Below are 22,608 nucleotides of genomic sequence, written 5' to 3'. Positions count from 1 at the left end.
AAACTCATAACCCCATTCGTAAAATTAGTTTGATGTAGATCAAGCTTTTCTGGACGATTGCCTCCACTGCTCAAAGCAGGGGCTGATGGATATCTCGTCAAATCCAGCAGCCGATGCATGGTGTGCGCTGTGCTGACAATAATAATTAGATGGAGACGACCCAATGAAAAACGACTCCGGACTGGTACGGGGCATCGACCCGACCGTGACGGTCATATCCAAAATCCTGGTCATTGGCTTCGTGATTTTCTGCGGCCTGATGGCGAAGGAAGCGGGCGCTTTCTTTCAACAGGTGTCCGACACCGTTCTCAATAACTTCAAATGGTTCTATCTGACCGTCGTCAGCGGGGTGCTCTGCCTGCTGATCTGGTTGATGCTGAGCCGGTTCGGTCATATCCGCCTGGGGCGGGATGACGAAGCCCCTGAGTTCAGTTATCGCTCCTGGCTGGCCATGCTGTTCAGTGGTGGCATGGGCATCGGACTGATTTTCTGGTCGGTGGCCGAGCCCATGTGGCATTACGCGGGTAACCCCTTCGCGGATACAAGCCTCAGTAATGAAGCCGCGCAAGCGGCGATGCGTATTACCTTCTTCCACTGGGGGCTGCACCCCTGGGCGATTTTCATCATCGTGGCGCTGACCATGGCTTACTTTGCCTATCGCAAGGGGCTGCCACTGACCATGCGCTCGGTGCTCTACCCTCTGATCGGTGACAGAATTTACGGGCCTATCGGGCATACCGTGGATATCCTCACGGTCGCCATCACGGCGTTTGGCGTGTCGCAGTCGCTGGGGTTGGGCGTAATTCAGATGAATGCCGGCCTGAATAACGTGTTGGGCATCGATATCAGTGTCGGTAACCAGTTGTTGATGATCGGGCTGATCAGCTTCCTGGCGATCCTGTCCGTGCTCTCGGGTGTGGGACGTGGCATTCGCCTGCTGTCTGAGTGGAATATGCTGCTGTCCATCCTGCTGGTGCTGGTCGTACTGGCGGTTGGCCCCACGCGCTATATTCTGCACACGCTGATTGAGGGTACAGGCGATTATCTGGGCAATATCGTCTCGCTCAGCACCTGGAGCGATGCCCAGGGCGACAGCGGCTGGCAGAACTGGTGGACCGCTTTCTATTGGCCCTGGTGGATGACCTGGTCGCCGTTCGTGGGCATGTTCATCGCCCGCATTTCACGTGGTCGTACCATTCGTGAGCTGGTCATGGGGGCCCTGATCGTGCCCACGGTGGTCACCTTCATCTGGATGTCCGTGTTTGGTGGCTCCGCGCTGAAAATGGAGCAGGATGATCGACTGGCGCACCAGGCACAGGTGGAATCCGGTGAGCTGGTGGGCGAAGCGGCCGAGTTCAAGGGCGGTGACGTGCTGCTGGCGACCAAGGCAGAAACCACCTCTGCCGTGTTCACCCTGTTTGAGAAGATCGACAGCGGTTTTCTGGGGCAGATGCTGAGCCTGATGGTGGTGGCACTGTTGGCGACCTACTTCATCACTTCGGCTGACTCCGGCACGCTGGTCTTGTGTACGCTAAACTCGCGCGGGAGTCCGGAGCCCCCCATGGTGTTGCGGGTTATCTGGGGCGTGATGCAGGCGTTCATTGCCGGGGGACTGCTCTATGCCGGTGGTCTCAAGGCCGTTCAGACTGCTTCCATCATTGCCGGGCTGCCCATCGCGGTGCTGACGCTGGCCATGTCGGTGAGCCTGATGCGAGCTCTGCGCCAGGAAGGGCCGGCGGTGTACCCGCTGCCTGCCAAGCGCGCCCCTGTGCCAGAGGAAGAGGAAGATCTTGACGATGCAGACGGCTATCCGCAGGGTGAGCTGGAGCCCGCTCCAGTAATGCTGCGAGCCAGTGGTGATCGCTAAAACGGTATTGGCAGGGTGCGAGTGCCGTTCACTCGCCCTATAATGCCGCCAAAGGGCCCGTTATCGGGCCCTTTTCAATAATAACGATTACACATGTTGCACGAGGTCTGCTGTTGAAGATCAAGCCTCTTCCCCCCCTTAACAGCCTGGTTGCGTTCGAGGCGGCTGCTCGTCACCTCAGCTTTACCCAGGCAGCAATCGAACTGAGCGTGACTCAGGGGGCTGTCAGCCGTCAGATACGCCATCTTGAAGACTATCTGGGACGTTCCCTGTTCGTTCGGGACAAGCGCAGTCTTTCGCTGACGCAAACCGGCGATGAGTACTTTTACAGTGTGCAGCAGTCATTGCAGATGCTGGCGAATGCCACCGGCGAGGTGCTGCAGTGGCAGGATAACAAGCAGATCACGGTTGTCACCTCGAACGCCATGGCCTCGCTCTGGTTGCTGCCCAGGCTGGCCGACTTTCAGGACCGTCATCCGGATATCGATGTGCGCATTTTTGCCAGCGATACCCTCAAAGGGGTGCGGGCTTCCGAGTTTGATGTGGCGCTGTTTTATTACCGCAAGCCCCCGGCGGATATGGATGCGACGCCGCTGTTCCGGGAGCGCGTATTTCCGGTATGCAGTCCTCAGTTTCTGGACAAGCAGACACTGGAAGCGCCCGAGGACATCTTTGCCACCACGCTGTTATGGCTCGACTCCAGCAAGGATTGGCTGGGCTGGACCGAGTGGTTCCAGCAGGCCGAAATCAAGCCTGCTTCACCCCGTCGTCGACTGAACCTTAACAACTATCCCATGTTGATCCAGGCGGCATTAAACGGGCAGGGAGTCGCGTTGGGCTGGGAGCAGCTAATCTGCAACTATCTCGATAGTGGCCTGCTGGTGAGGCCGGTTGCAGATGAGCTGAATACCGAAGCCTGCTTCTACATGCTGGAACCGGAAACAACTTTCAGGCGCAAACCGGGCGTGGATGAGTTTCGTGCCTGGTTGCTTGAGCTGGTCGCGGCCGAGCAGGTGGCCAGCAGCAGCTAGCCTTTACTCATTCGGGCCCAGCCTGTCAGACGTCAGCCAGCTGGCTGACAGCTGGAGCTGCTGCAGGACTTCACCCTGCACCAGCTCTCTGATGTGAGCGGCGATTTCGGCTGGTATGTCACCCAGCTCACCCTCGCGTGCGACCAGGTAGAGCTGCCGCGCATGGCGAGAATTGTCCAGCGGCAGCAGCCGAAGCCCCTGCACACTGGGGGCTACCTGTGCCAGGCACAGGGCACTGATGATGCCCCAGCTATGACCATCGCGTACAAACCGCATCAGCGTATGGGTATCGTCCGTTTCGTAGCGCACCCGCGTCAGGATGCCCATGCGTCGCAAGGCCACCTCGGTCATGGCTCCGATATGGGTATTGCGGCCGTAGCGGATCAGCGGGTGTTCAAGCGCCAGTTGATGCAAGGCCTCCCGGTGTGGTCGCTTCAGGTCAAATGCGTAGCGTTGAGGGATAGCCAGCAGCAGGGGGTCTCGAAACAGTGGATACCGCTCAAGTCCGTCCATGTCTTCCAATGGCTCGTTGGATACCAGTATATCCACTTCCCGGTCCATGAATGACTGCAGCAGTGTTGGTGTAAGGCCACTGCGCAATGTCAGCTGATCAATCCGGTCGTCCATGCGGGCGATCAGAGGGCTGCCGAATACCTCTGAGCAGGAAGTCACCAGCCCGAGCCGGCACTGCGTCAGAGACTGCTGAGCGGCCCCTCTTACCTGACTGCTGAGCCGGCGCAGGTCACCCAGAATGGTATCGGCCTGCTGTTTGAGGACCTGACCGGCAGCCGTGAGACGCAGCGGGCGCGTTCGCCGGACCACCAGCTGCGTCCCCAAAGTCTGTTCAAGCTGCTTCAGGGTTTGTGATACCGCGGACTGGGTGACGCCCAGTCGCTGTGCCGCCTCTGTCAGGGAGTCTGACTCGGCCAGGGTCACGAAACTGGATAAAGTGGCGGTGTCGATCAGAGATGAGGGTTTCAATATAAGTTCAGCTTATGATTATTCAAATAATTGCTGAATTTATATCAAATATGTAGCGAAGATAATAGTTGTTGCAATAATGGCGTCACCTAACCCAACAACCGATGCCGAGTATTACAACAATGATTCTTCCCCGGTATGACCGACGCTGCGGCTGGTATGAGCTGCTTGACTCCGTATCCGACCACCCTGTGCTGACGGATGATATTGACGTGGATGTGCTGGTCATAGGCGCAGGTTTTGTGGGCTGTGCCGCTGCGCGGCGCATGGCGGAAAACCGGCCCGATGACAGTGTGCTGTTGATCGACGCGCTCAAGGTCGGGCAGGGAGCCTCGGGACGCAATTCCGGTTTTGTGATTGATCAGCCTCACAAGCGGGATCTTGAAAGTGCAGATGAAACGCTGAAACAGAAGATTCTGCGGCTTAACCGTGTGGCGGTTGAATATCTGGAAACCCAGATTCAGCGCTTTGATATCGATTGTCAGTGGTCGCATGCCGGTAAATATCAGGCAGCGGTCGGGACTCGTGGCATCAAGCATCTGGATCATTACGAGTCGCTCTTGAAAAAGGGCGGGGAAACCTACCACCGACTGACACGCCAGGAGATGCAGGACGTATTCGGTACCGATTTTTACTCGGCCGCGATTCATACGCCGGGTGGTGCGCTGATGCAGCCGGCCGCTCTGATGCGCGGGCTGGCAGACAGCATGCCGAGTAACGTTCGGGTGGCAGAACGAACCGCCGTGAGTGCCATTACCCGCACCTCAAAAGGGTTTGAGGTTCGTACGGGCAAGGCCCGCATCAAATGCCGTCAGCTGATTCTGGGCACCAATATCTTTACCGCCGAACTGGGTTACATGGCCGACCGCATCCTGCCAATCATGACCTTTGCAAGCATGACAGCCCCTCTGTCCGATGAGCAGATGCAGCGCTTTGGCGGACGCCTGGACTGGGGCATCACCCCGGCTGATCATGGCGGTACAACCCTGCGCATGACGCAGGATCGCCGCCTGATCGTGCGTAATTCATACCGGTACGCACATGACTACAACACCCCGCAAGCCATGATTCCCATGATTGCAGAGCGCCATCGCGCTGCATTTGATGCCCGTTATCCGCAGCTGGACGATGTGGCGTTTGAATATACCTGGGGTGGAGCCAGTGGCCTGTCGGCCAACTTTGAAACCTACTTTGGCGAACTGGAACACAATGTCTTTGCATCCTGCTGTGACCAGAGTGTCGGCGCTGCCCGGGGCACCATTTCGGGCATGATGCTGGCGGATATGGCCAGCGGTCGCAAGACCGAGCTGTTGCAGGATATGCAGCGTGTCTCCGGGAACCCGTCGCGCCTGCCGCCCAAACCTCTTTTGCGCGTAGGGGTTCCCCTGCGCCTCGCACTTGAGCGCTTCAGAAGCCGCTCGGAAGTATAAGTTCGCCTTTAATCATGCAAGGATTCACCATGTCAGCAAAACTGATCAAAGCCAGCAGCCTTTCCTATGTTCACCGCGGAGGCCCGCCCGGCGACGCCGGTGTTGCACGGGCCGTCAGCACCGATATCAGCGCCACCATGGGCGCCGGCGTGGCGCATTTCGATGCCTGTTCCATCAGTTGGACCGTCCTCTATGATGAGGTTATCTTCGTGATTGATGGCGTTTTCCGCCTGGTCACAACTGAGGGGACGCTTGAAGGGGAGGCGGGTGACATCATCTGGATACCCGAAGGCACCGAATTGAAATACGAGGGCGAGCAGGCACGCATCTTCTATGCCGTGTATCCGGGCAACTGGAAGGCGATACATGGGATGGATTAGATATTGCATTTTAATGACGCCGCATAAGCGGTGCTTATATTCATAAGCACCGCTTTATTCCCTTCATAAAGATATCTTCTTGTTGTAACGGATTGATCATCCGGCATCTCTAGCATCACATCTGAATTCAAGCACACGCCAGCAGAGGCTGGCATCGGATGGATGCAGTATGCGTGCGAAACACCCCGTAATTCTGATCATTATTGATGGCCTGGCAGCCGAAACAGCCCGTGACTGTATGGGCTACATGCAGGCCTTGTGTGACAGCGGGCAGGCAACCCGCTATGCACTTGACTGTGCCTTGCCGTCTCTCTCGCGCCCCCTGTATGAAACGCTGCTGACTGGCGCTACGCCGATTGAAAGTGGTGTTACCCATAACCGGGTCGTTCGGCTTTCCAATCAGAGCAGTGTGTTCAGTCTGGCGAGTACAGCCGGCTTGAGAACGGCTGCTGCGGCCTATCACTGGTTCAGTGAGCTCTATAACCGTGCGCCTTACATGGCAGAGCGCGATCGTTTTACCGACGACCCGGAACTGCCGATTCAGCACGGCTGCTTTTATCACCAGGATCACTATCCTGACGAGCATCTGATGCTGGATGCCGATTGGCTGCTGCGCCGTCATCAGCCGGATTTCATGCTGGTGCATCCGATGAATGTGGATGACGCCGGGCATCGTGCCGGCTACGACAGCAGCCATTACCGCAATACAGCACGTCGTATGGATGGCTTGCTGTCGCACCACCTGCCTCAGTGGCTGGCGGCTGGCTATCAGGTGCTGGTGACGGCAGATCATGGCATGAACAACGACCGCAGCCATGGCGGTACGCTGGCGGAGGAGCGTCAGGTGCCCCTGTGGGTGGCAGGTGATGCATTTGCACAGGCTGCCGCTGCGCAACCACAACAAACCGAAATCTGCGGCCTGGTATGTGAATTGCTGGGGGTGGAAGGGCATGCCAAGGCTGTGCCCGCCGGGATGTTGAGGGTAACGGCATGAAGCTGGCCATCTTTGATCTGGATGAAACCCTGGTCGGCGGTGATACCGCTTCCCTGTTCTGTGCCTATCTGGTGGAGCAGGGGTTGGCCGGTCCCGAGCTGCTGGTGCAGGAGGCCGAGCTGATGCAGGCCTATGCCCGCGGTACGCTGGATATGGCTGCCTATATCCGTGTGATGACCGCTCCGGTGCGCCACCTGTCTGCCGAGTCACTGCAGCAGCAGGTTGATGACTTTGTTTGCAATCGAGTGTTGCCCCGGCATTTTCCACAGGCCCGGGAACGGCTGGATGCCCACCGCCGTTCCGGTGACTGCTGCATCATCATTTCCGCGACGGCCGATTTTATCGTGCACCGCGTCGCTGCCGCGCTGGACGTGCCCCATGCACTCGCAATCGATCTGTCACGCACGCCCGATGGGCGGCTCGATGGCGGGATTCTCGGCACGCCCAGCTTCCGTGAAGGCAAGGTTCAGCGCCTTGAGAACTGGTTGCAGGGGCAGCCCCTTGCGATCAGCGAAACCCTTTTTTACAGCGACTCACGCAACGATCTGCCACTGCTGGAGCACTGCGACAAGCCGCATGTGGTTAACCCTGACCCTGAGTTGAGCCGGTTGGCCCGTACCCGTGGCTGGCCGATTTTGCACTGGATGCGTGGCCCGCACACGCCACTTCAAATGACTCCATAACCAAGAGAGCACCTGTGATGAGCAAGCGTTTACTGACCCTGAGCCTCGCTGCACTGACCTCCGTTCCGGCCTGGGCCAATTGTCCGGCCATAACCGGACCCGATGCCGGCGGCGAGTTTCCGCATCTGTATGAGCGTAGTGCTTACGAGCAGCTCAACAACTGCACCCTGAGCTTCAAGGCCAACCCGGATATTGCTGTACTGAACCAGCGCATCTCGGGTAATCCTGAATTGCCGCCGTTGGCACAGCGGCTACCGAAGGAGCCGCTGGTGATTGCGCCCTACGGCAAGATTGGCCAGTACGGCGGGGTACTGGACGGTATCTCCAAGGCGACGGAGTCCGGCACCTCAGACCTGCTCTCTGTGCGTCATGTCAACCTGCTGCGTTTCAGCGATGACTTGAGCACCATCGTGCCCAACGTCGCCAAGAGCTGGGAGTGGAACGCTGGTTTCACCGAATTGACCCTGACACTGCGTGAAGGTCATAAATGGTCCGATGGTGAGCCGTTCACGGCTGAGGATATTGCCTTCTGGTACAACCACCTGATCATGGATCCGAAAGTCACGGCCAAGCCTAAGGACCGTTTCCTGTCCGAAGGCAAGCCGATGACCGTGGAAGCGCTCAGCCCGACCCAAGTGCGCTTCACGCTGAATGCGCCTCGCCCCGGTCTGACCGCCATGTTTGCCAATGACTATGCGCAGCCGTTCCAGCCCAAACATCTGCTGGGCCGTTTCCACCCGGCAATCAACCCGGAAGCAGACGCACTGGCACAGTCACTGGGCTTTGAAGACGGCTATGCGGCGTTGACGTTCTACTATGGCCAGTCCGACTGGAAAGACGTACCGACGCCGCTGTTGAAAGACAAGGACGCGGTCAAGCGCCTGCAGGGTGCCGGCCTTCCAGCCGTTGCGCCCACGCTTGAATCGCACATCGTCATTGAAGACACCCTGGAGGGGCGCCGTCTGGTGGCCAACCCCTATTTCTTCCAGGTTGATACCGCCGGTCAGCAGCTGCCTTACATCAACGAGATCAGCGAAATCTATATCGGTGACGAAGATATTCAGACCGCCAAGATGATCGCCGGTGAGGTGGACTACAAGGCTCAGGCGGTGAACCTGCCGTCTGCGCCTGTGCTGCTGGAAAACCGTCAGCAGGGCAACTATGAGATTGCACTGCGCCCGACCATCGGGTTGTCGACCATTGCATTCAACCTGACTGACAAGGACGCCGAAAAGCGTGCACTGTTCAACAAGGTCGACTTCCGTCAGGCGATGTCGCTGGGCATCGACCGCGAACGTATCAACGAAGTCGCGTACTTCGGTTTGGGCAAGCCAATGCAGTACACCGCCTTTGACCCGGATACGGCTCCTTTTGTCACCGATACACAGAAAAATGCCTTCATCGAATACAACCCGGAACAGGCCAAGAGTCTGCTGGACGCCGCCGGCCTGACAGACCGTGACGGTGATGGCTGGCGGGACCTGCCGTCCGGCAAACGCCTGGATCTGGATATTCGTTACGCCACTCAGGGTATTGCCACCAAGGTGGTGGAAATCATCAGTGCCAACTGGCGTGATCTGGGTGTGCGCACGTCGATGAAAGAGGTGACCTCTGACGAGTACCGCAACTCACAGACCGCCAATGATCTGAGCGTTCTGACCTGGACCATGGGGCGTCCGCAGGCAGTGGTTGCCAGTGATTCCTCCTGGCTGATTCCGCCCTATGGCACCTTCTTCGATCTGCGTACGGGCATGGAGTGGGCACGCTATCTGCAGACCGAGGGTGCCGAAGGCAGTCAGCCACCGCAGTCGGTGATGGATATGCTGCCATTGGCAGAGGCGTTCACCCAGAAGGCTCTGGGGTCGGATGAGTCGGCTGAAATTGGCCGCAATATTGCCCAGCTGACCGTCGATGACCTGTTCATCATCGGTACAGCCAAGGCGGTGGCACCGGTCTACTTCAGCAAGAAGCTGAAAAATTTTGAGGTGCCCAAAACCTCCTCTTACGACTATTACCGCATGTATCCCTACCTGCCGACGCAGTGGTACCTGGAAGACTGATATGACCGCCCCGGCTTCGGCCGGGGCGCTGTCTTGAGCGGAAGAAACCATGCTAGCATTTTTGTCTGATACCTGGCTGCTGTGGCTGCTATTGGCCACGGCAGCGTTGCTCTGGTCGCGCAGTCGACGCAGCCAACTGTTTCACTACATTTTCAACCGTTACCTGCTTGCCCTGGGCACGTTGTTGCTGGTGAGTGCCATCGTGTTCAGTCTAATGGAAGTACTTCCGGGTGATTGTGCCGAGAAGATGATCGCCTACAAAAACACCCAGGGTGAGGTGATTACCGAGGCTCAGCTGGCGGCCGAACGTGCTCGTATGGGGCTGGATAAGCCGCTGCCGGTACGCTGGGCGAATTGGGTGTTTGATCTGGGCACCAAGGGAGACCTAGGCTTCAGCTGCTCCAAGCGTCAGTCCGTGAATGCGGCACTGGGGGATCGGTTTTGGCTCAGCTTCGGTTTCTGTATCGCCGGTCTGATATTCGCCTACCTGATTGCCGTGCCGTTCGGCATTGTTTCGGCCTGGTCACTGAACAAGCCCTGGCTGGACCGCAAGGCTCATCACAGCCCGGTGCGCCGTGTGCGCAACAGCCTGGGGCTGATACTGGCAAAGCTGGCTGACCTTCAGCTTCGACTGCTCAGTTATCTAGGCCTGGCGTTGCCCAACTTCCTGCTCGCTCTGAGCATTATCCTGCTCTATGTCTTTGCCGGTGAACCCACGCCGACCGGCCTGTTCTCTGATGCCTGGCGGAGTGAGCCCTGGTTTGCCGAGACCGGCTTTCAGTGGGGCAAGTTGCAGGACTTTCTGGGTCACATCTGGCTGCCGATTCTGGTGATTGGCTGGGCGGCCACAGCGCTCCAGCTTCAGACCGTTCGCGCCCTGGTGGTGGATGAGTCCAACAAGCTGTATGTGGAAGCCGCGCGTGCAAGGGGCATCGACGGCATGCGTCTCTGGACGCGTTATCCGGTACGCCATTCTATCAGCCCGCTGTTCAACTCGGTGGGATTTGACTATCAGAGGATCTTCAACGACCTGCCGATTGTGGCGGTGGTGATCGGGCTGACCGATGCGGCTGCACTGCTGATCGAAGCCCTGGCCATGACGAACGATCAGGAGCTGGCGGCCGGTATTCTGTTTCTGGTGGCACTGGTGGTGATCAGCATGAACTTTATCACCGATGTGGTGCTGGCCGTGGTAGATCCTCGGGTGCGCAACAGCGTGATGAATGGGGGAGGACATTGAAATGGCCGGATTGATCGCCCGCTGGCGTGGCCAGCACACCGCATTCAAGGCTGACGAGTCATATTACACGGCCGGGCAATTGGCGTTGATCAAGGCCCGTTTCCTGCGCAATACCACAGGTGTAGTGGCTGGAGGCCTGCTGGGCTTACTGGTTTTGATGGGCTTTTTTGCGCCCTTCTTTTCGCCCAATGCGCCCGGAATCGAGGGGGCGAATCCGGACTATCGCCGCGGTGCACCACAGAGCATTCAGTTCTGCGATGCCGACGGCTGCTCCCTGCGCCCGTTTACCTATACCTATGTAAAGGAGGTGCCCAAGCTGGACTTGAGCAGCCTGGCAGGGGGCGACTTGAATGCGCTGGATGCGCTGACTTCCGGTGACAGCCTGAGTGCATCCAGCCAGAACCGCTTTATCGAGCAGACGGACCAGCGTCGGTACCTGCAGTTCTGGGTACAAGGCTGGGAGTACAGCCTGTTCAAGGTTGAGTGGCTGGGCATCGATATTCGCTCTGACCGGCACCTGTTCGGTGTTGATCAGGGACAGATCCACCTGTTTGGCACCGATGAGGACGGCAAGGATGTGTTCAGTCGAACGCTGCATGCCATCTGGGTCACTATCAGCATTGCGCTGGTGGCGCTTGCGGTGAAACTGTTCGTGTCGTTGCTGGTCGGGGGTATCAGTGGCTATTGCGGTGGCAAGGTCGATGCGGTGCTGATGTCGATCACGGAAGCCGTGCGCGTGATCCCGCCCATTCCGGTGTATCTGGCCTGTGCGGTGGCCCTGTCACAGATTGACCTGACGCCGGTACAGCGCTACTTCGCCATTGCTGTGGTGATCGGTGCGCTGGATTTCGCCGCACTGGGCCGCCGTTTGCGCACCCATATTCTGACCGAACGTAATCAGGACTATGTGCTGGCGGCCCGGCTGTCCGGTGCCAGCAGCAGCCGGATTATCTGGCGCCATCTGGTACCCAGCTTCTCCAGCTACATCATCGTGGATACCCTGATTAACTTCCCCTACGTGATCCTGGCAGAAACCAGCCTGAGTTTTCTCGGGCTCGGGCTGACCGAACCGGTCAACAGCCTCGGAGTTCTGTTGCAGAAAGCGCAGGATCCGGATATCCAACAAAACATGGTGTGGCAGTTTGCACCGGTGGGCGTGTTTGTACTGTTGATTATGGCGTTTGTGTTTGTCGGTGATGCGCTGCGTGATGCGGCCGACCCCTATTCGGAGCGAAAACGATGAGTATCAATCAAATGATGTCTGAGCCGCTGCTGGATTTACGGGACCTGTGTATTGACTTCCATACCCCCGAAGGGCCTCAGCGGGCCGTGGATCATCTGAGCCTGAGTGTGCAGCCGGGCGAAGTAATGGGACTGGTTGGCGAAAGCGGATCCGGCAAGTCCATCACCGCCAAGAGCATCATGCGCATGCTGCCCGGCAATGCGGATGTTGCTGCGCACAGCCGTATCCATTTTCACGATGGTCAGCGGCAAATCGATGTGATGGGGCTGCACGGTCGGGACCTGCGACTGGTGCGTGGTGGGCAGGTCTCCATGATCTTTCAGGAGCCCATGGCCAGTTTTGCCCCTGCCATCCGGGTGGGGGAGCAGATCACCGAAACGATTCAGCTGCATACCGGCGTGGACTATGCCAGTGCACGGCGGCAGGGGATTGAACTGTTCGAGCGAGTGGGGATTCGAGAGCCGGCACGCCGATTTGATCAGTATGTGTTTGAACTCTCGGGCGGCATGCGCCAGCGTGCCATGATTGCGATGGCTCTCTCCACGCAGCCCCGCCTGTTGATTGCCGATGAGCCGACCACTGCACTGGATGTGACCGTGCAGGCGCAGGTGCTGGAATTGATGCTGGAATTGCGAGAGCAGTTTGGCATGGCCATGCTATTTATCACCCATGATCTTGGGGTGATCTCCCGCATCGCCGATAACCTGACGGTGATGAAAAAAGGGCAGGCTGTGGAAGCGGGCAGCACGGACCGGGTACTCTTCGCGCCCCAGCATGTCTACACGCGTCGCCTGCTGGATGCGCTACCCCATCTTGAGCAACTGCCACAGCCACCTGTCACAACGCCTGAACCACTGGTGAGTGTGCGTGACCTGTCGATCACCTATCCCGCCAGCGGGCCGGGGCAGGCACCCTTTCAGGCGGTCCCGAACATGAATCTGGACCTGCCAGCCGGGCAGATCATTGGCCTGGTAGGGGAAAGTGGCTCCGGCAAAACCTCCCTGGGCAAGGCCTTGCTGGGCGCGGCGCCGATCTCGGCCGGCAGCGTGAAGTACCATCTGGACGCCCCGCTGCAGCTGAAGGCTGGACAGAAGATCAAGCGCAGGCCGTTGGCCAAAGTGGCCCAGCTGGTGTTTCAGGATCCGTACGGCTCTTTGAACCCGCGCATGACCATCCGGGATATCATCGCGGAACCCCTGCAAGCACTGGGGCTCTGTCGCAATCGCGATGAAGTTGACCGACGTGTGCTTGAAGTAGCCGAGCGTTGTCACATCGATGTGAGCCATCTGCGCCGTTTCCCGCATGCGTTCTCCGGAGGTCAGCGCCAGCGCATCAGCATCGCGCGTGCGCTGGTAGCAAATCCTCGTTTTCTGGTGGCGGATGAAGCCGTGGCGGCTTTGGATGTATCGATCCAGGCCGAGATCCTCAAGCTGCTCAAGGAACTGCGTGACGCAATGGGGCTGACCATCCTGTTTATTTCCCATGACCTCAGTGTGGTCGCCAACCTCTGTGATCATGTCTGCGTGATGCAGCACGGCAGGCTGGTGGAGCAGGGTAGCGTGCGCCAGATTTTCCTGCAGCCAAGGCAGCCCTATACACAGGCTCTGATTGCGGCCATCCCGACACTGAAGCGTCCGGAGCGTGGACTGCTTGAAGGCACCGCAGCGCTTGATTCCGTGGTGGCGCATGGCTGAGTCCGATTTGTCGCTGCCGGAAATTCGTACCTTTAACGCGGTGGTACTGGCAGGCAATTTCACTCGCGCGGCGCAGCGTTTGTCGGTCAGTCAACCGGCAGTCACGGCGCAGATGCGCAAGCTGGAATCGCGCTTTGAAGGACCCTTGCTGGAGCGTGTCGGCAACGGTCTGCGGTTGACGGAGCTGGGCCAGCGGCTGTACCGGCTGACAGCCCAGTTTTCCGAGCTGGACCAGAGTGTTCAGGCACTGATTACGCCGGGGGAAGGGGCACGTCTTGAAGAGATCCGAATTGCAACGGCCTCGCCATTGGTATTCATGCCATTAATCGCCCGTTTTGCACAGGCCTACCCGGATGTGGCGCTTAACCTGCATACGGCGACCACGGATGAGTGCCATCAGGTGCTGGCCAACCGGGAAGTGGATATCGGGCTTTTTCCCATGCACTGGGAGGATCGACGGTTGTCGCGGCTGGCGTATCGGGATCATGACCTGATCGCCATAGTGCCCCTGAACCATCCGCTTGCCGGGCTATCGTCATTGTCACTGCATCAGCTTGAGGGCGAGTCGCTGATTTTTTCGCGCCGTTACTCCTATACCCAGCAGCTGCTGGACAGCCTGGTGCAGCAGGCCGGGCTGGCGCTCAACTCCACGATTCTGATCGACTCCCGGACTGATATCTGTGAAGCGGTCGCGCATGATCTGGGGATCGGTTTTGCCTTTCGTGGCGATATCCCGGCTGAGGGGCGTTACGCCGTAGTACCGATTCAGGAGGCCTCGGCAGCGGTAACCGAGCACGTGGTGTGGCTGAAAGGGCGCTCGGATCTGCCGGAAGTGCGCTGTTTTGTGGACTTGACCATGCAGGTGCTGGGCGAGTCTCAGGCTTCCTGCTTCCGGTAGGCCAGCGGGCTAACGCCGGTCCAGTGCTTGAAGGCGCGGGAGAAGGCGCCGGGCTCGGCAAACCCCAGCTCGCTGGAGATTTCGCCGATGCTCAGATTCTGCCGCGTCAGCATCATGATCGCCTGGTCACGGCGCAGGTTGTCCTTGATTTTCTGGTAGGAGGTGCCTTCTGCCTTCAGCTTGCGTGACAGGGTGTAGGAGGTGGTGTGCAACTGCTCGGAGACCCAGTCCAGGTTGGGCAGGCCGCCTTCGGTAAAGCCTTCCAGCAGGTTGCGCACGCGGGTGCTCAGGCTGTCGTCCTCGTCGGTCCAGACCAGCAGGTCGCGCGGGGAGCAGATAATGAACTCGTCCAACTCGCTGCTGGTGCGTGTCACCGGCATGCTCAGGTAGTTCTTGCTGAAAAAGATGCTGTTTCGTTCCTGCTCGAACTGGCACTCACAGGGGTAAATAAAGCGGTATTCATCGAAGTGAGCCGGCAGGGCATGGGTAAAGGTGGCGTGACTGAGCACGATCTTGCGCCCGATCAGCCAGCCGACCAACCGGTGCCAGACCATCAACAGCCACTCCACCAGAAAGTTGTCCGGATCCAGCTCGGGGTGGGTGTGCGTCAGGCTCAGCTCGGCTTCTTCTCCGTCCAGATTCAGGTTGAAACGCATGTCATCGGAGAATAGCCGGTAGCAGCGAATGCTCTGCTCGATCACTTCCTGCAGGTTGCTGCTGTGCACCACCAGCGAGCCCATCAGATGAAAGTGGCCCACCCGGCAGGGGCTGCGCGTGCGGCCCATGAATTCGTCATCCAGTTCGCGCCAGATAACCCGGAACAACTGAATGAACTGCTCCTTGCGAATACGGGCCTTGGGTTGGGCAATCAGGTCCGGGTCGATCTCACATTCGGCCAGTATGGCCGGCACGTCCAGCCCCTGGCTTTGCGCCCCGTGCAGCATGGCGCGGGCATAGTGAGATGAGAATGTCAGGTTTTCCATGAAAGTTGGCTACCCGGTCGACAGACCTGCAAAAAATGTCAATTTATCTGTTGGATGTTGTCATTCTGTTGGAGCCGATCTTTACATTAACCTGCCTTCATACTGCAGAGTAAGGGAAAACCCTTGCTCTTGAGCATTCTTGCATGGATCACCGCCTCAGGTGGCAAGCCGGATTACAACAATAAACAGGTTTCAGTATGGACAAGATCAGCTACAACGATTTCATCAAGGACTTCACGCCGGAGTCGATCATACAGAACTTCGTGGGCGATTTTAACGCAGGCCTCAACGTGTGCGAGGAGATCTGCGATCGCTGGGCCGACGACGAAAGCCGCGTAGCGCTGCGCTATGAACTGGCCGATGGCACCAGCGGTGAAATGACCTTCCGTGAGCTGCAGAAGCGTTCCGCCCAGTTCGCCAACTTCCTCAAGTCGCGGGGCATCGGCAAGGGCGACCGCATTTCCGCGTTGCTGACCCGTACCCCGGAGCTGATGATTGCCGTTCTGGGTGCGCTGCGTGCCGGTGCAGTCTACCAGCCCATGTTCACGGCCTTTGGTCCGGGTGCCATCGAGTACCGAGTGCAGAAGGCGGATACCAAGCTGATCATCACCAATCCGGATCAGTGGTCCAAACTGGCAGAAGTGAATGGGGTGCCTGAAACCATGCTGGTTGCCGAGGCCGACCATCCGCTGGCCGGTGAAGCCGACAACCTGTTTTATGCAACCCTCGACCAGCAGTCCGACAGCTTCGAGCCGGTCAAGCTGGGGCCTGAAGACCCCTTCCTGCAGATGTTCACCTCCGGCACCACCGGCAAATCCAAGGGTGTCACCATCCCGACCAAGGCGCTGCCGGCGTTCTACGTTTACATGCGCTATGCCATCGGCCTGCGTGATACGGACAACTTCTGGAACGTGGCTGACCCGGGCTGGGCGTATGGCCTGTACTACGCGGTTGTAGGTCCGCTGCTGCTGGGCTGCACGACTCACTTCAACGAAGCGGGCTTTACGGCAGACAACACCTTTGAGTTCCTGCGCAAGTACAAGATTACCAACCTGGCGGCTGCTCCGACGGCCTACCGCATGCTCAAGGCCAACCATGCGCTGCTGAAGGACTACCCGGAAATCGATCTGCGTGTGGCCAGCAGTGCTGGCGAGCCGCTGAACCCGGAAATCGTGACCTGGGTGAAGCGTGCCTTTGACTGCACCGTCTGTGACCAGTACGGTCAGACCGAAACCGGCATGACCTCAGCCAATTTCCACGAACTGGACCACCCGCACCGCGATGCAAGCATGGGCTACCAGCTGCCGGGTTACCGTCTGGTCGCGCTGGACGCCAACTTCAACGAAGTGGGCCCGGGTGAAAGCGGGGAGCTGGCCGTAGACATGGACAATTCACCGCTCTACTTCTTCCAGGGTTACACCTGGGGCGAAAAGAGCCCGTATCACGGCAAGTACTATCTGACCGGCGATATCGTGATCAATAACGGTGACGGCTCTCACTCCTACACCGGTCGTGACGACGACATCATCGCGTCGGCCGGATATCGCATCGGTCCGGCCGATGTGGAGAGCACCCTGCTGGAACATGAAGCCGTGGTCGAGAGTGCGGTGGTCGGCAAGCCGGACGAGAAGCGTGGCGCCATCGTCAAGGCCTATGTGGTGACCCATCCCCAGTACGATGCGGACGAAGCGCTGGCGGAAGAGCTCAAGCAGCACGTGCGCAATCGACTGTCCACGCACGCGTTCCCGCGTGAAATTGAATTTGTAACCGATCTGCCGAAGACCTCCAGCGGCAAGATCCAGCGTTTCCTTCTGCGCAAGCAGGCGGCTGAAGAGGCGGATGCAGCATCAGCCTGAATCGCCCGGGAGGCCGCAAGGCCTCCATCCAGCCAAACAGAATGATAAAGGTATCAACATGAAAGTACTCGTAGCCGTCAAACGTGTGATCGACTACAACGTGAAGGTACGTGTCAAATCCGACCGTTCCGACGTCGATCTGGCCAACGTCAAAATGGCCCTGAACCCCTTCTGTGAAATCGCGGTTGAAGAAGCCGTGCGCCTGAAAGAAGCGGGCACCGCAGAAGAAGTTGTGGTTGTGTCCATCGGCAGCAAGTCTTGCCAGGAGCAGCTGCGCACCGCATTGGCACTGGGTGCCGACCGTGCCATCCAGGTCGACGCACAGGATCAGCTGGACTCCCTGTCCGTGGCCCGTATCCTGCAGAAAGTGGCCGAGGAAGAGTCAGCCGATCTGATCCTGCTCGGCAAGCAGGCGATCGACTCCGATAACAACCAGACCGGTCAGATGCTGGCTGCACTGATGGATCGTCCTCAGGCGACCTTCGCATCAGAAGTGGTGGTTGAAGGGGATGCGCTCAAGGTGACCCGTGAAATCGATGGTGGCCTGCAGACGCTGAGCCTCAAGCTGCCGGCAATCGTGACGACCGACCTGCGTCTGAACGAGCCGCGTTATGCGTCTCTGCCCAACATCATGAAGGCCAAGCGCAAGCCGCTGGATGTAAAAACGCCGGACGAGCTGGGCGCCCAGCTGGCGGGCGGAGTTGAACTGCTCAGCGTTGAACCGCCGGCCGAGCGCCAGGCGGGTATCAAGGTTGGCTCGGTTGAGGAGCTGGTGGATAAACTGCGCAATGAAGCAAAGGTGGTCGCATGAGCATTCTGATTATTACCGAACACGATAACCAGTCCCTGAAGCCGGTCACCCTGAGCCTGGTGACGGCAGCGCAGCAGATCGGCGGCGATATCGACCTGCTGGTCGCGGGCGAAAATGCTCAGCCGGCTGCCGAGGCCGCTGCCTCAATTGCCGGTGTCCGCAAGGTCATTCACGCGGATAACGCTGCCTATGCGCATCAGCTGGCAGAAAATGTCAGCAAGCTGGTGGTGGAACTGGCCGAAGGTTACACCCACATCCTGGCACCGGGCACCACGACCGGTAAAAACCTGGCGCCGCGTGTAGCCGCGCTGCTGGGAGTCAACCAGCTGTCCGATATCATTGCCGTGGAAGCGGCGGACACGTTCAAGCGTCCGATTTACGCAGGCAACGCCATTGCCACGGTCAAATCCGCAGATGCCGTGAAAGTGATCACCGTGCGCGGTACCGCCTTTGATGCGGCTGAAGCCAGTGGCGGCAGTGCAACGGTTGAGGCCTGTGACAGCGTGCACCAGCATGCAGACGTCAGCTTCGTCGGAGAAGAGCTGGCCAAGTCTGACCGTCCTGAGTTGACCGCTGCTTCTGTGGTGATCTCCGGTGGTCGTGGCATGGGCAACGGTGAAAACTTCGACATGCTCAACAAGGTCGCTGACAAGCTGGGCGCGGCCGTGGGTGCATCCCGTGCTGCCGTTGATGCTGGCTTTGTACCCAACGATATGCAGGTGGGTCAGACCGGCAAGATGGTGGCGCCCGAACTGTATATCGCCGTGGGTATCTCCGGTGCCATCCAGCATCTGGCGGGTATGAAAGACTCCAAGATCATCGTGGCGATCAACAAGGACGAAGAAGCCCCGATCTTCCAGGTGGCGGATTATGGTCTGGTGGCTGATCTGTTCGAGGCGGTGCCCGAGCTGGAAAGCCGACTCTGATATTAGCATGACCTCGGCGGGCACCGGTTCCGGTGCCCGCTTTTCTGTCCTTCAATGCGCCGTACTCACCCTCCCACATGCTCTCCTCGTGATACCATTGGGCCTGTTAAAACGCAGGCATATGGATAACGGCCTGTCATGAATCATGCCGTTGACCCGGGTCAGTGCCCTCAGGTCAGCAGCACACAGGAGAGAGTCGCTGATGTTCACCAAACGCATAAAACAGGCAGGTATCGCGCTGTTGTCATCCCTGCTGATGGCAGGCTGTTCCGTATCACCTACGGGCGAGCGCACCCTGTTGTTGAATTCTCCGCAGCAGATGAATGCGATGGGGAGCCAGTCGTTTGAGCAGATGAAGCAGAAGCTCGACATTGAAACGGATGCTCGCACCAACCGCTACGTGCAGTGTGTGGCCGATGCGATTCTGATGCAGGTGCCGCGTGAGTATGGCTACGCACCTCAGGACTGGGAGCTGGTTGTGTTCAAGGACGAAGCGGTGAATGCCTTTGCACTGCCGGGCGGCAAGATGGGGGTGTATACCGGGATGCTGAAACTGACCGAGAATCAGCATCAGCTGGCCTCGGTGATCGGCCATGAAGTGTCCCATGTGCTGGCGCAGCATGGTAATGCGCGCATGAGTCAGCAAATGCTGACCCAACTGGGCATGGCGGCGGCCACGATTGCACTGGCAGATCGGGTCGACACCAGGACGCAACAGGCGGCCATACTGGCGATGGGGCTCGGGGTGCAATACGGCGTTCTGCTGCCCTACAGTCGCCAGCATGAGTCGGAAGCAGACAAGCTCGGTCAGTCCCTGATGGCACAGGCGGGCTTTGATCCCAGAGAGGCGGTGACGCTGTGGCAGAACATGGCGCAAAAAGGCAATGCCCAACCGCCAGAGTTGCTGTCGACTCATCCGGCACCGGGCACGCGCATCCGTCAACTGGATGCCCAGGTTGAGGCCTATATGCCACTCTACCAGCAGGCACTGGCGCAGGGTCGCAGACCAGAGTGTGACCAGTTTAAGCCGCGCTGATGAGTCTGGACTATCGTATCCAGAGTCAGTGCGGCCTTGCTTAACGTATCAATACCTGCAGGCGATCAGTCGATCAGGCCATACTGGTCACGCAGAATGTCGATGATCTCGGCTTTCGGGTTATCCGACAGCTCGATCGGGTGGCCAACGATCTTCTCCGCAATGTCGAGGTAGGTACGGGACACGTCCATCAGTACCTCGGTCGGCAGTGCGTTGTCGCGGGCCAGGGCTTCACGCTCGGGCATGCGCTCCTTGTTGAGCAGGATGTCCGGGTCCGGGAAGTGGTTCAGCAGCAGCTGGCGGAAGCCTTCCTTCGACTTCTCGATCACCTTGCCATCGCGATAAGCCGGGCCGTCCCAGATACGAGAAGAGTCCGGTGTGCCCACTTCATCCATGTAGATCAGCTTTTCGTTGCCGGCGGCATCGGTTACGTAGCCAAACTCGAACTTGGTATCCACGAACACCTGATCCAGCTCGGCCAGGGCATCACTGATCACCCCAAAGCCTTCTTTCAGCAGTTTTTCATACAGTTCGATATCCTCAGCTGAACGGAAACCGAAGGCGTCGAAATTGTCCACGATGTTGTCACGGGTGATGTTGACGTCATCCGCTTCCGGGACCCCCGGAATGCCTTTGAGAATGCCCTTGGTGGACGGGGTGATCAGCAGCTCCGGCAGTTGCTGATCCTTCTGCAGACCCTCTGGCAGGGTGATGCCACAGAACTCCCGCTCGCCCTTGCTGTAGGCACGCCACATTGAGCCGGTGATGTACTGGCGGCAGATCGCTTCGATCATCACCGGGCGGGCTTTCTGCACGATCCAGACAAAGGGGTGCGGGATGTCGACGATATGGCTGTCAGCCAGGCCCTGTTCGCGGAACAGGCCAAACCAGTGGTTGGAGATCGCATTCAGCGCCGCACCCTTGCCGGGAACACCGTTCAGACCGCCTTCACCGTGCCAGATGCAATCAAATGCCGAGATACGGTCGCTGATCACCATAATCGCCAGCGGCGCGTCGGGGGCGACATCGTAGCCCTTTTCTTCAATCAGGCGGCGGCTGTCGGCTTCGGTCAGCCAGTAGACGGAACGCACCTTGCCACTGTGAACAGGGCGGTCGGTACGGATCGGCAGGTCGTTGTTCACGGCCAGAACGGATTGCGCAAGGCTCATGGTGTCACAGGTCCTGTACTTGAATGAATCGGCCATTGAAGGCAAATGGAATGGCGCGATTCTAGCACAAGGTTGGAGCGAAGGTGCCACCGGCACCCTTGCTCACTTAAGGTCGCGCTTATTTCAACAGATGCTCATAACGCTGGTCAGTAAGTGTCTTCAGAAAGGCGACCAGCGCATCGACACGCTGATCTTCCAGAGCCGGGCCGTGTTCCAGCTCTTCCAGTGCCAGGTTGGCGCTGACTTCGGGCTCGCGCCAGGGTTTGCCTGTCTCCGGGTTCAATGTCCGGGTCGGGTTGTTGTACTGGTCATAGAACAGCACCACGGTTTTCAGATCCTTGAACACCCCGTTATGCATATAGGGGCCCGTTACGGCCACGTTGCGCAGGCTGGGAACCTTGAACTTGCCGGACGCGGTCGGGTCATCAACAGCCGGGTTGTCGAGGAGGCCTTTATCGACGGTGTCGGCAGGTGAACCATTGGCCTGTCGCAACTCCCGGTTTACCGGCACACCGATATTGCGGTACTCATAATTGGTAAAGGTTTCTGTTTGGGCACGAGGGCTTTTGCGCAGCTGATGGCACTGGTTGCAGTTGGTGAACTGCTGTGAAAAGAACAGCAAGCGGCCCAGCTCCTCCTGTTCGGTCAACCGGGCTTCGCCACGCAGGAAGCGGTCATATTTGGAATCGAACGGGGCAAAAAAGTCGGTCTGCTCGAAGGCCGCGAGGCTTTCTGTCAGCGCCGCGTATGCCTGTTCTGTTTGCTCCAGAATACCTTCACCGAACAGGTTGTTGAACGCCGCTACATAGCGTGGGTTTTCATTCAGGCGCTCAACCACACTGGCCTTGTCCGGCATGCCCATCTCAATCGGGTTCAACGGCGGGCCGCCAGCCTGCTCGGCGAGGGAGTCAGCCCGCCCGTCCCAGAACTGGCCGCCCACCCATTCTCCATCTTCGCGCTGGTGAAAGCCCGGGCTGAAGGCTGCGTAGCCGGCACTGGGTGCATTACGGTCACCGATTGACCGTGTATCATCTCCGACAGAGCCACCCAGTTGAGCTTCGGTTCTGGTGTCGATAAAGCCCTGTGCCGGTGAGTGGCAGCTGGCACAGGACTGAGTGCGATTGCGCGACAGGTTGACGTCAAAGAACAACTGTTCGCCCAGTGCGGCTTTGCTGTTCAGGGGCTGAGCGGCTTCAAGCGAGGGCGACAGATTGAAGCAGAGTATCGAAAGACAGAGAAGGGACGTACGCAGCATGTATGGATAAACCTGATTATCAGAATCATTCTCAATAATGCGCATGCTAACACGGGATGCCGGTGTGTGCA

Annotated in this window: 19 protein-coding genes; 15 read left to right on the top strand and 4 right to left on the bottom strand. The window is 58.5% G+C overall.

Annotated elements, in window-relative coordinates:
- Window positions 1-163: 163 nt before the first annotated feature.
- Window positions 164-1,867: a BCCT family transporter gene (locus H9C73_RS06290; protein WP_209286956.1), complete on the top strand. Its 1,704-nt coding sequence runs from the start codon at window positions 164-166 to the stop codon at window positions 1,865-1,867.
- Between the two features lie 113 nt (window positions 1,868-1,980).
- The gene (gene gcvA / locus H9C73_RS06285) at window positions 1,981-2,898 is read left to right on the top strand and encodes a transcriptional regulator GcvA (RefSeq protein WP_209286955.1); all 918 of its coding nucleotides are present in this window, start codon (window positions 1,981-1,983) and stop codon (window positions 2,896-2,898) included.
- A gap of 3 nt (window positions 2,899-2,901) precedes the next feature.
- On the opposite strand, the gene H9C73_RS06280 is transcribed toward gcvA, so the two are convergent.
- On the bottom strand, window positions 2,902-3,879 hold the full coding sequence (locus H9C73_RS06280) for a LysR family transcriptional regulator (RefSeq protein ID WP_209286954.1): 978 nt from the start codon (window positions 3,877-3,879) through the stop codon (window positions 2,902-2,904).
- 122 nt (window positions 3,880-4,001) lie between these two features.
- Here H9C73_RS06280 and H9C73_RS06275 point away from each other — a divergent pair, with 122 nt between their 5' ends.
- From H9C73_RS06275 to H9C73_RS06235, 9 genes are all read left to right on the top strand, one after another.
- Complete coding sequence (locus H9C73_RS06275; RefSeq protein ID WP_209286953.1) at window positions 4,002-5,309, top strand: NAD(P)/FAD-dependent oxidoreductase; 1,308 nt, start codon at window positions 4,002-4,004, stop codon at window positions 5,307-5,309.
- A 29-nt stretch (window positions 5,310-5,338) separates the two neighbouring features.
- Window positions 5,339-5,689 carry a cupin domain-containing protein gene (locus tag H9C73_RS06270; protein WP_209286952.1) on the top strand — a complete coding sequence of 117 codons (351 nt, stop codon included), beginning with the start codon at window positions 5,339-5,341 and terminating at the stop codon, window positions 5,687-5,689.
- Between the two features lie 169 nt (window positions 5,690-5,858).
- Window positions 5,859-6,683 carry an alkaline phosphatase family protein gene (locus H9C73_RS06265; RefSeq protein WP_209286951.1) on the top strand — a complete coding sequence of 275 codons (825 nt, stop codon included), beginning with the start codon at window positions 5,859-5,861 and terminating at the stop codon, window positions 6,681-6,683.
- A complete protein-coding gene (locus H9C73_RS06260) occupies window positions 6,680-7,366 on the top strand; it encodes an HAD family hydrolase (RefSeq protein ID WP_209286950.1) in 687 nt (228 codons plus the stop codon). Before H9C73_RS06265 ends, H9C73_RS06260 begins: the two co-directional genes overlap by 4 nt.
- A gap of 17 nt (window positions 7,367-7,383) precedes the next feature.
- Window positions 7,384-9,426, top strand: coding sequence for an ABC transporter substrate-binding protein (locus H9C73_RS06255; protein WP_209286949.1), 2,043 nt, complete (start codon window positions 7,384-7,386; stop codon window positions 9,424-9,426).
- A gap of 49 nt (window positions 9,427-9,475) precedes the next feature.
- Window positions 9,476-10,666, top strand: a complete 1,191-nt coding sequence (locus H9C73_RS06250) for an ABC transporter permease (RefSeq protein ID WP_209286948.1) — start codon at window positions 9,476-9,478, stop codon at window positions 10,664-10,666.
- A gap of 1 nt (window position 10,667) precedes the next feature.
- Entirely contained in the window at window positions 10,668-11,909 is a 1,242-nt protein-coding gene (locus H9C73_RS06245) for an ABC transporter permease (protein WP_236014120.1), read from the top strand.
- Complete coding sequence (locus H9C73_RS06240; protein WP_209286946.1) at window positions 11,906-13,603, top strand: dipeptide ABC transporter ATP-binding protein; 1,698 nt, start codon at window positions 11,906-11,908, stop codon at window positions 13,601-13,603. The genes H9C73_RS06245 and H9C73_RS06240 overlap by 4 nt, the downstream gene beginning before the upstream one ends.
- The gene (locus H9C73_RS06235; protein WP_209286945.1) at window positions 13,596-14,501 is read left to right on the top strand and encodes a LysR family transcriptional regulator; all 906 of its coding nucleotides are present in this window, start codon (window positions 13,596-13,598) and stop codon (window positions 14,499-14,501) included. The genes H9C73_RS06240 and H9C73_RS06235 overlap by 8 nt, the downstream gene beginning before the upstream one ends.
- Here the strand turns inward: H9C73_RS06235 and H9C73_RS06230 are convergent.
- On the bottom strand, window positions 14,480-15,484 hold the full coding sequence (locus tag H9C73_RS06230; protein WP_209286944.1) for an AraC family transcriptional regulator: 1,005 nt from the start codon (window positions 15,482-15,484) through the stop codon (window positions 14,480-14,482). The two genes, H9C73_RS06235 and H9C73_RS06230, sit on opposite strands and share 22 nt — an antisense overlap.
- A 197-nt stretch (window positions 15,485-15,681) precedes the next feature.
- Here H9C73_RS06230 and H9C73_RS06225 point away from each other — a divergent pair, with 197 nt between their 5' ends.
- From H9C73_RS06225 to H9C73_RS06210, 4 genes are all read left to right on the top strand, one after another.
- Window positions 15,682-17,340 (top strand): AMP-binding protein, encoded by a 1,659-nt coding sequence (locus H9C73_RS06225; protein ID WP_209286943.1) that lies wholly within the window; start codon window positions 15,682-15,684, stop codon window positions 17,338-17,340.
- 58 nt (window positions 17,341-17,398) lie between these two features.
- Entirely contained in the window at window positions 17,399-18,151 is a 753-nt protein-coding gene (locus H9C73_RS06220) for an electron transfer flavoprotein subunit beta/FixA family protein (protein WP_209286942.1), read from the top strand.
- A complete protein-coding gene (locus H9C73_RS06215) occupies window positions 18,148-19,077 on the top strand; it encodes an electron transfer flavoprotein subunit alpha/FixB family protein (RefSeq protein WP_209286941.1) in 930 nt (309 codons plus the stop codon). The genes H9C73_RS06220 and H9C73_RS06215 overlap by 4 nt, the downstream gene beginning before the upstream one ends.
- Window positions 19,078-19,279: 202 nt before the next feature.
- Window positions 19,280-20,113 (top strand): M48 family metallopeptidase, encoded by an 834-nt coding sequence (locus H9C73_RS06210; RefSeq protein WP_209286940.1) that lies wholly within the window; start codon window positions 19,280-19,282, stop codon window positions 20,111-20,113.
- A gap of 65 nt (window positions 20,114-20,178) precedes the next feature.
- On the opposite strand, the gene H9C73_RS06205 is transcribed toward H9C73_RS06210, so the two are convergent.
- Together H9C73_RS06205 and H9C73_RS06200 are read right to left on the bottom strand one after the other, a co-directional pair.
- Window positions 20,179-21,282: a phosphoribosylaminoimidazolesuccinocarboxamide synthase gene (locus H9C73_RS06205; protein WP_209286939.1), complete on the bottom strand. Its 1,104-nt coding sequence runs from the start codon at window positions 21,280-21,282 to the stop codon at window positions 20,179-20,181.
- A 118-nt stretch (window positions 21,283-21,400) separates the two neighbouring features.
- Complete coding sequence (locus H9C73_RS06200; RefSeq protein ID WP_209286938.1) at window positions 21,401-22,537, bottom strand: cytochrome-c peroxidase; 1,137 nt, start codon at window positions 22,535-22,537, stop codon at window positions 21,401-21,403.
- Window positions 22,538-22,608: the final 71 nt, after the last annotated feature.

The organism is Marinobacterium alkalitolerans (genome assembly GCF_017776525.1).
GTDB lineage: Bacteria > Pseudomonadota > Gammaproteobacteria > Pseudomonadales > Balneatricaceae > Marinobacterium > Marinobacterium alkalitolerans.
This window is presented reverse-complemented; position numbering and strand designations above follow the sequence as displayed.

What these genes read in the sequence shown, in the direction of transcription:
- H9C73_RS06205 (WP_209286939.1), bottom strand. Translation starts at nt 21,282, where the DNA reads ATGAGCCTTGCGCAATCCGTTCTGGCCGTGAACAACGACCTGCCGATC.
- H9C73_RS06255 (WP_209286949.1), top strand. Translation starts at nt 7,384, where the DNA reads ATGAGCAAGCGTTTACTGACCCTGAGCCTCGCTGCACTGACCTCCGTT.
- H9C73_RS06270 (WP_209286952.1), top strand. Translation starts at nt 5,339, where the DNA reads ATGTCAGCAAAACTGATCAAAGCCAGCAGCCTTTCCTATGTTCACCGC.
- H9C73_RS06250 (WP_209286948.1), top strand. Translation starts at nt 9,476, where the DNA reads ATGCTAGCATTTTTGTCTGATACCTGGCTGCTGTGGCTGCTATTGGCC.
- H9C73_RS06265 (WP_209286951.1), top strand. Translation starts at nt 5,859, where the DNA reads ATGCGTGCGAAACACCCCGTAATTCTGATCATTATTGATGGCCTGGCA.
- H9C73_RS06290 (WP_209286956.1), top strand. Translation starts at nt 164, where the DNA reads ATGAAAAACGACTCCGGACTGGTACGGGGCATCGACCCGACCGTGACG.
- H9C73_RS06210 (WP_209286940.1), top strand. Translation starts at nt 19,280, where the DNA reads ATGTTCACCAAACGCATAAAACAGGCAGGTATCGCGCTGTTGTCATCC.
- H9C73_RS06260 (WP_209286950.1), top strand. Translation starts at nt 6,680, where the DNA reads ATGAAGCTGGCCATCTTTGATCTGGATGAAACCCTGGTCGGCGGTGAT.
- H9C73_RS06220 (WP_209286942.1), top strand. Translation starts at nt 17,399, where the DNA reads ATGAAAGTACTCGTAGCCGTCAAACGTGTGATCGACTACAACGTGAAG.
- H9C73_RS06235 (WP_209286945.1), top strand. Translation starts at nt 13,596, where the DNA reads ATGGCTGAGTCCGATTTGTCGCTGCCGGAAATTCGTACCTTTAACGCG.
- H9C73_RS06275 (WP_209286953.1), top strand. Translation starts at nt 4,002, where the DNA reads ATGATTCTTCCCCGGTATGACCGACGCTGCGGCTGGTATGAGCTGCTT.
- H9C73_RS06245 (WP_236014120.1), top strand. Translation starts at nt 10,668, where the DNA reads ATGGCCGGATTGATCGCCCGCTGGCGTGGCCAGCACACCGCATTCAAG.
- H9C73_RS06200 (WP_209286938.1), bottom strand. Translation starts at nt 22,537, where the DNA reads ATGCTGCGTACGTCCCTTCTCTGTCTTTCGATACTCTGCTTCAATCTG.
- H9C73_RS06225 (WP_209286943.1), top strand. Translation starts at nt 15,682, where the DNA reads ATGGACAAGATCAGCTACAACGATTTCATCAAGGACTTCACGCCGGAG.
- H9C73_RS06215 (WP_209286941.1), top strand. Translation starts at nt 18,148, where the DNA reads ATGAGCATTCTGATTATTACCGAACACGATAACCAGTCCCTGAAGCCG.
- H9C73_RS06230 (WP_209286944.1), bottom strand. Translation starts at nt 15,484, where the DNA reads ATGGAAAACCTGACATTCTCATCTCACTATGCCCGCGCCATGCTGCAC.
- H9C73_RS06240 (WP_209286946.1), top strand. Translation starts at nt 11,906, where the DNA reads ATGAGTATCAATCAAATGATGTCTGAGCCGCTGCTGGATTTACGGGAC.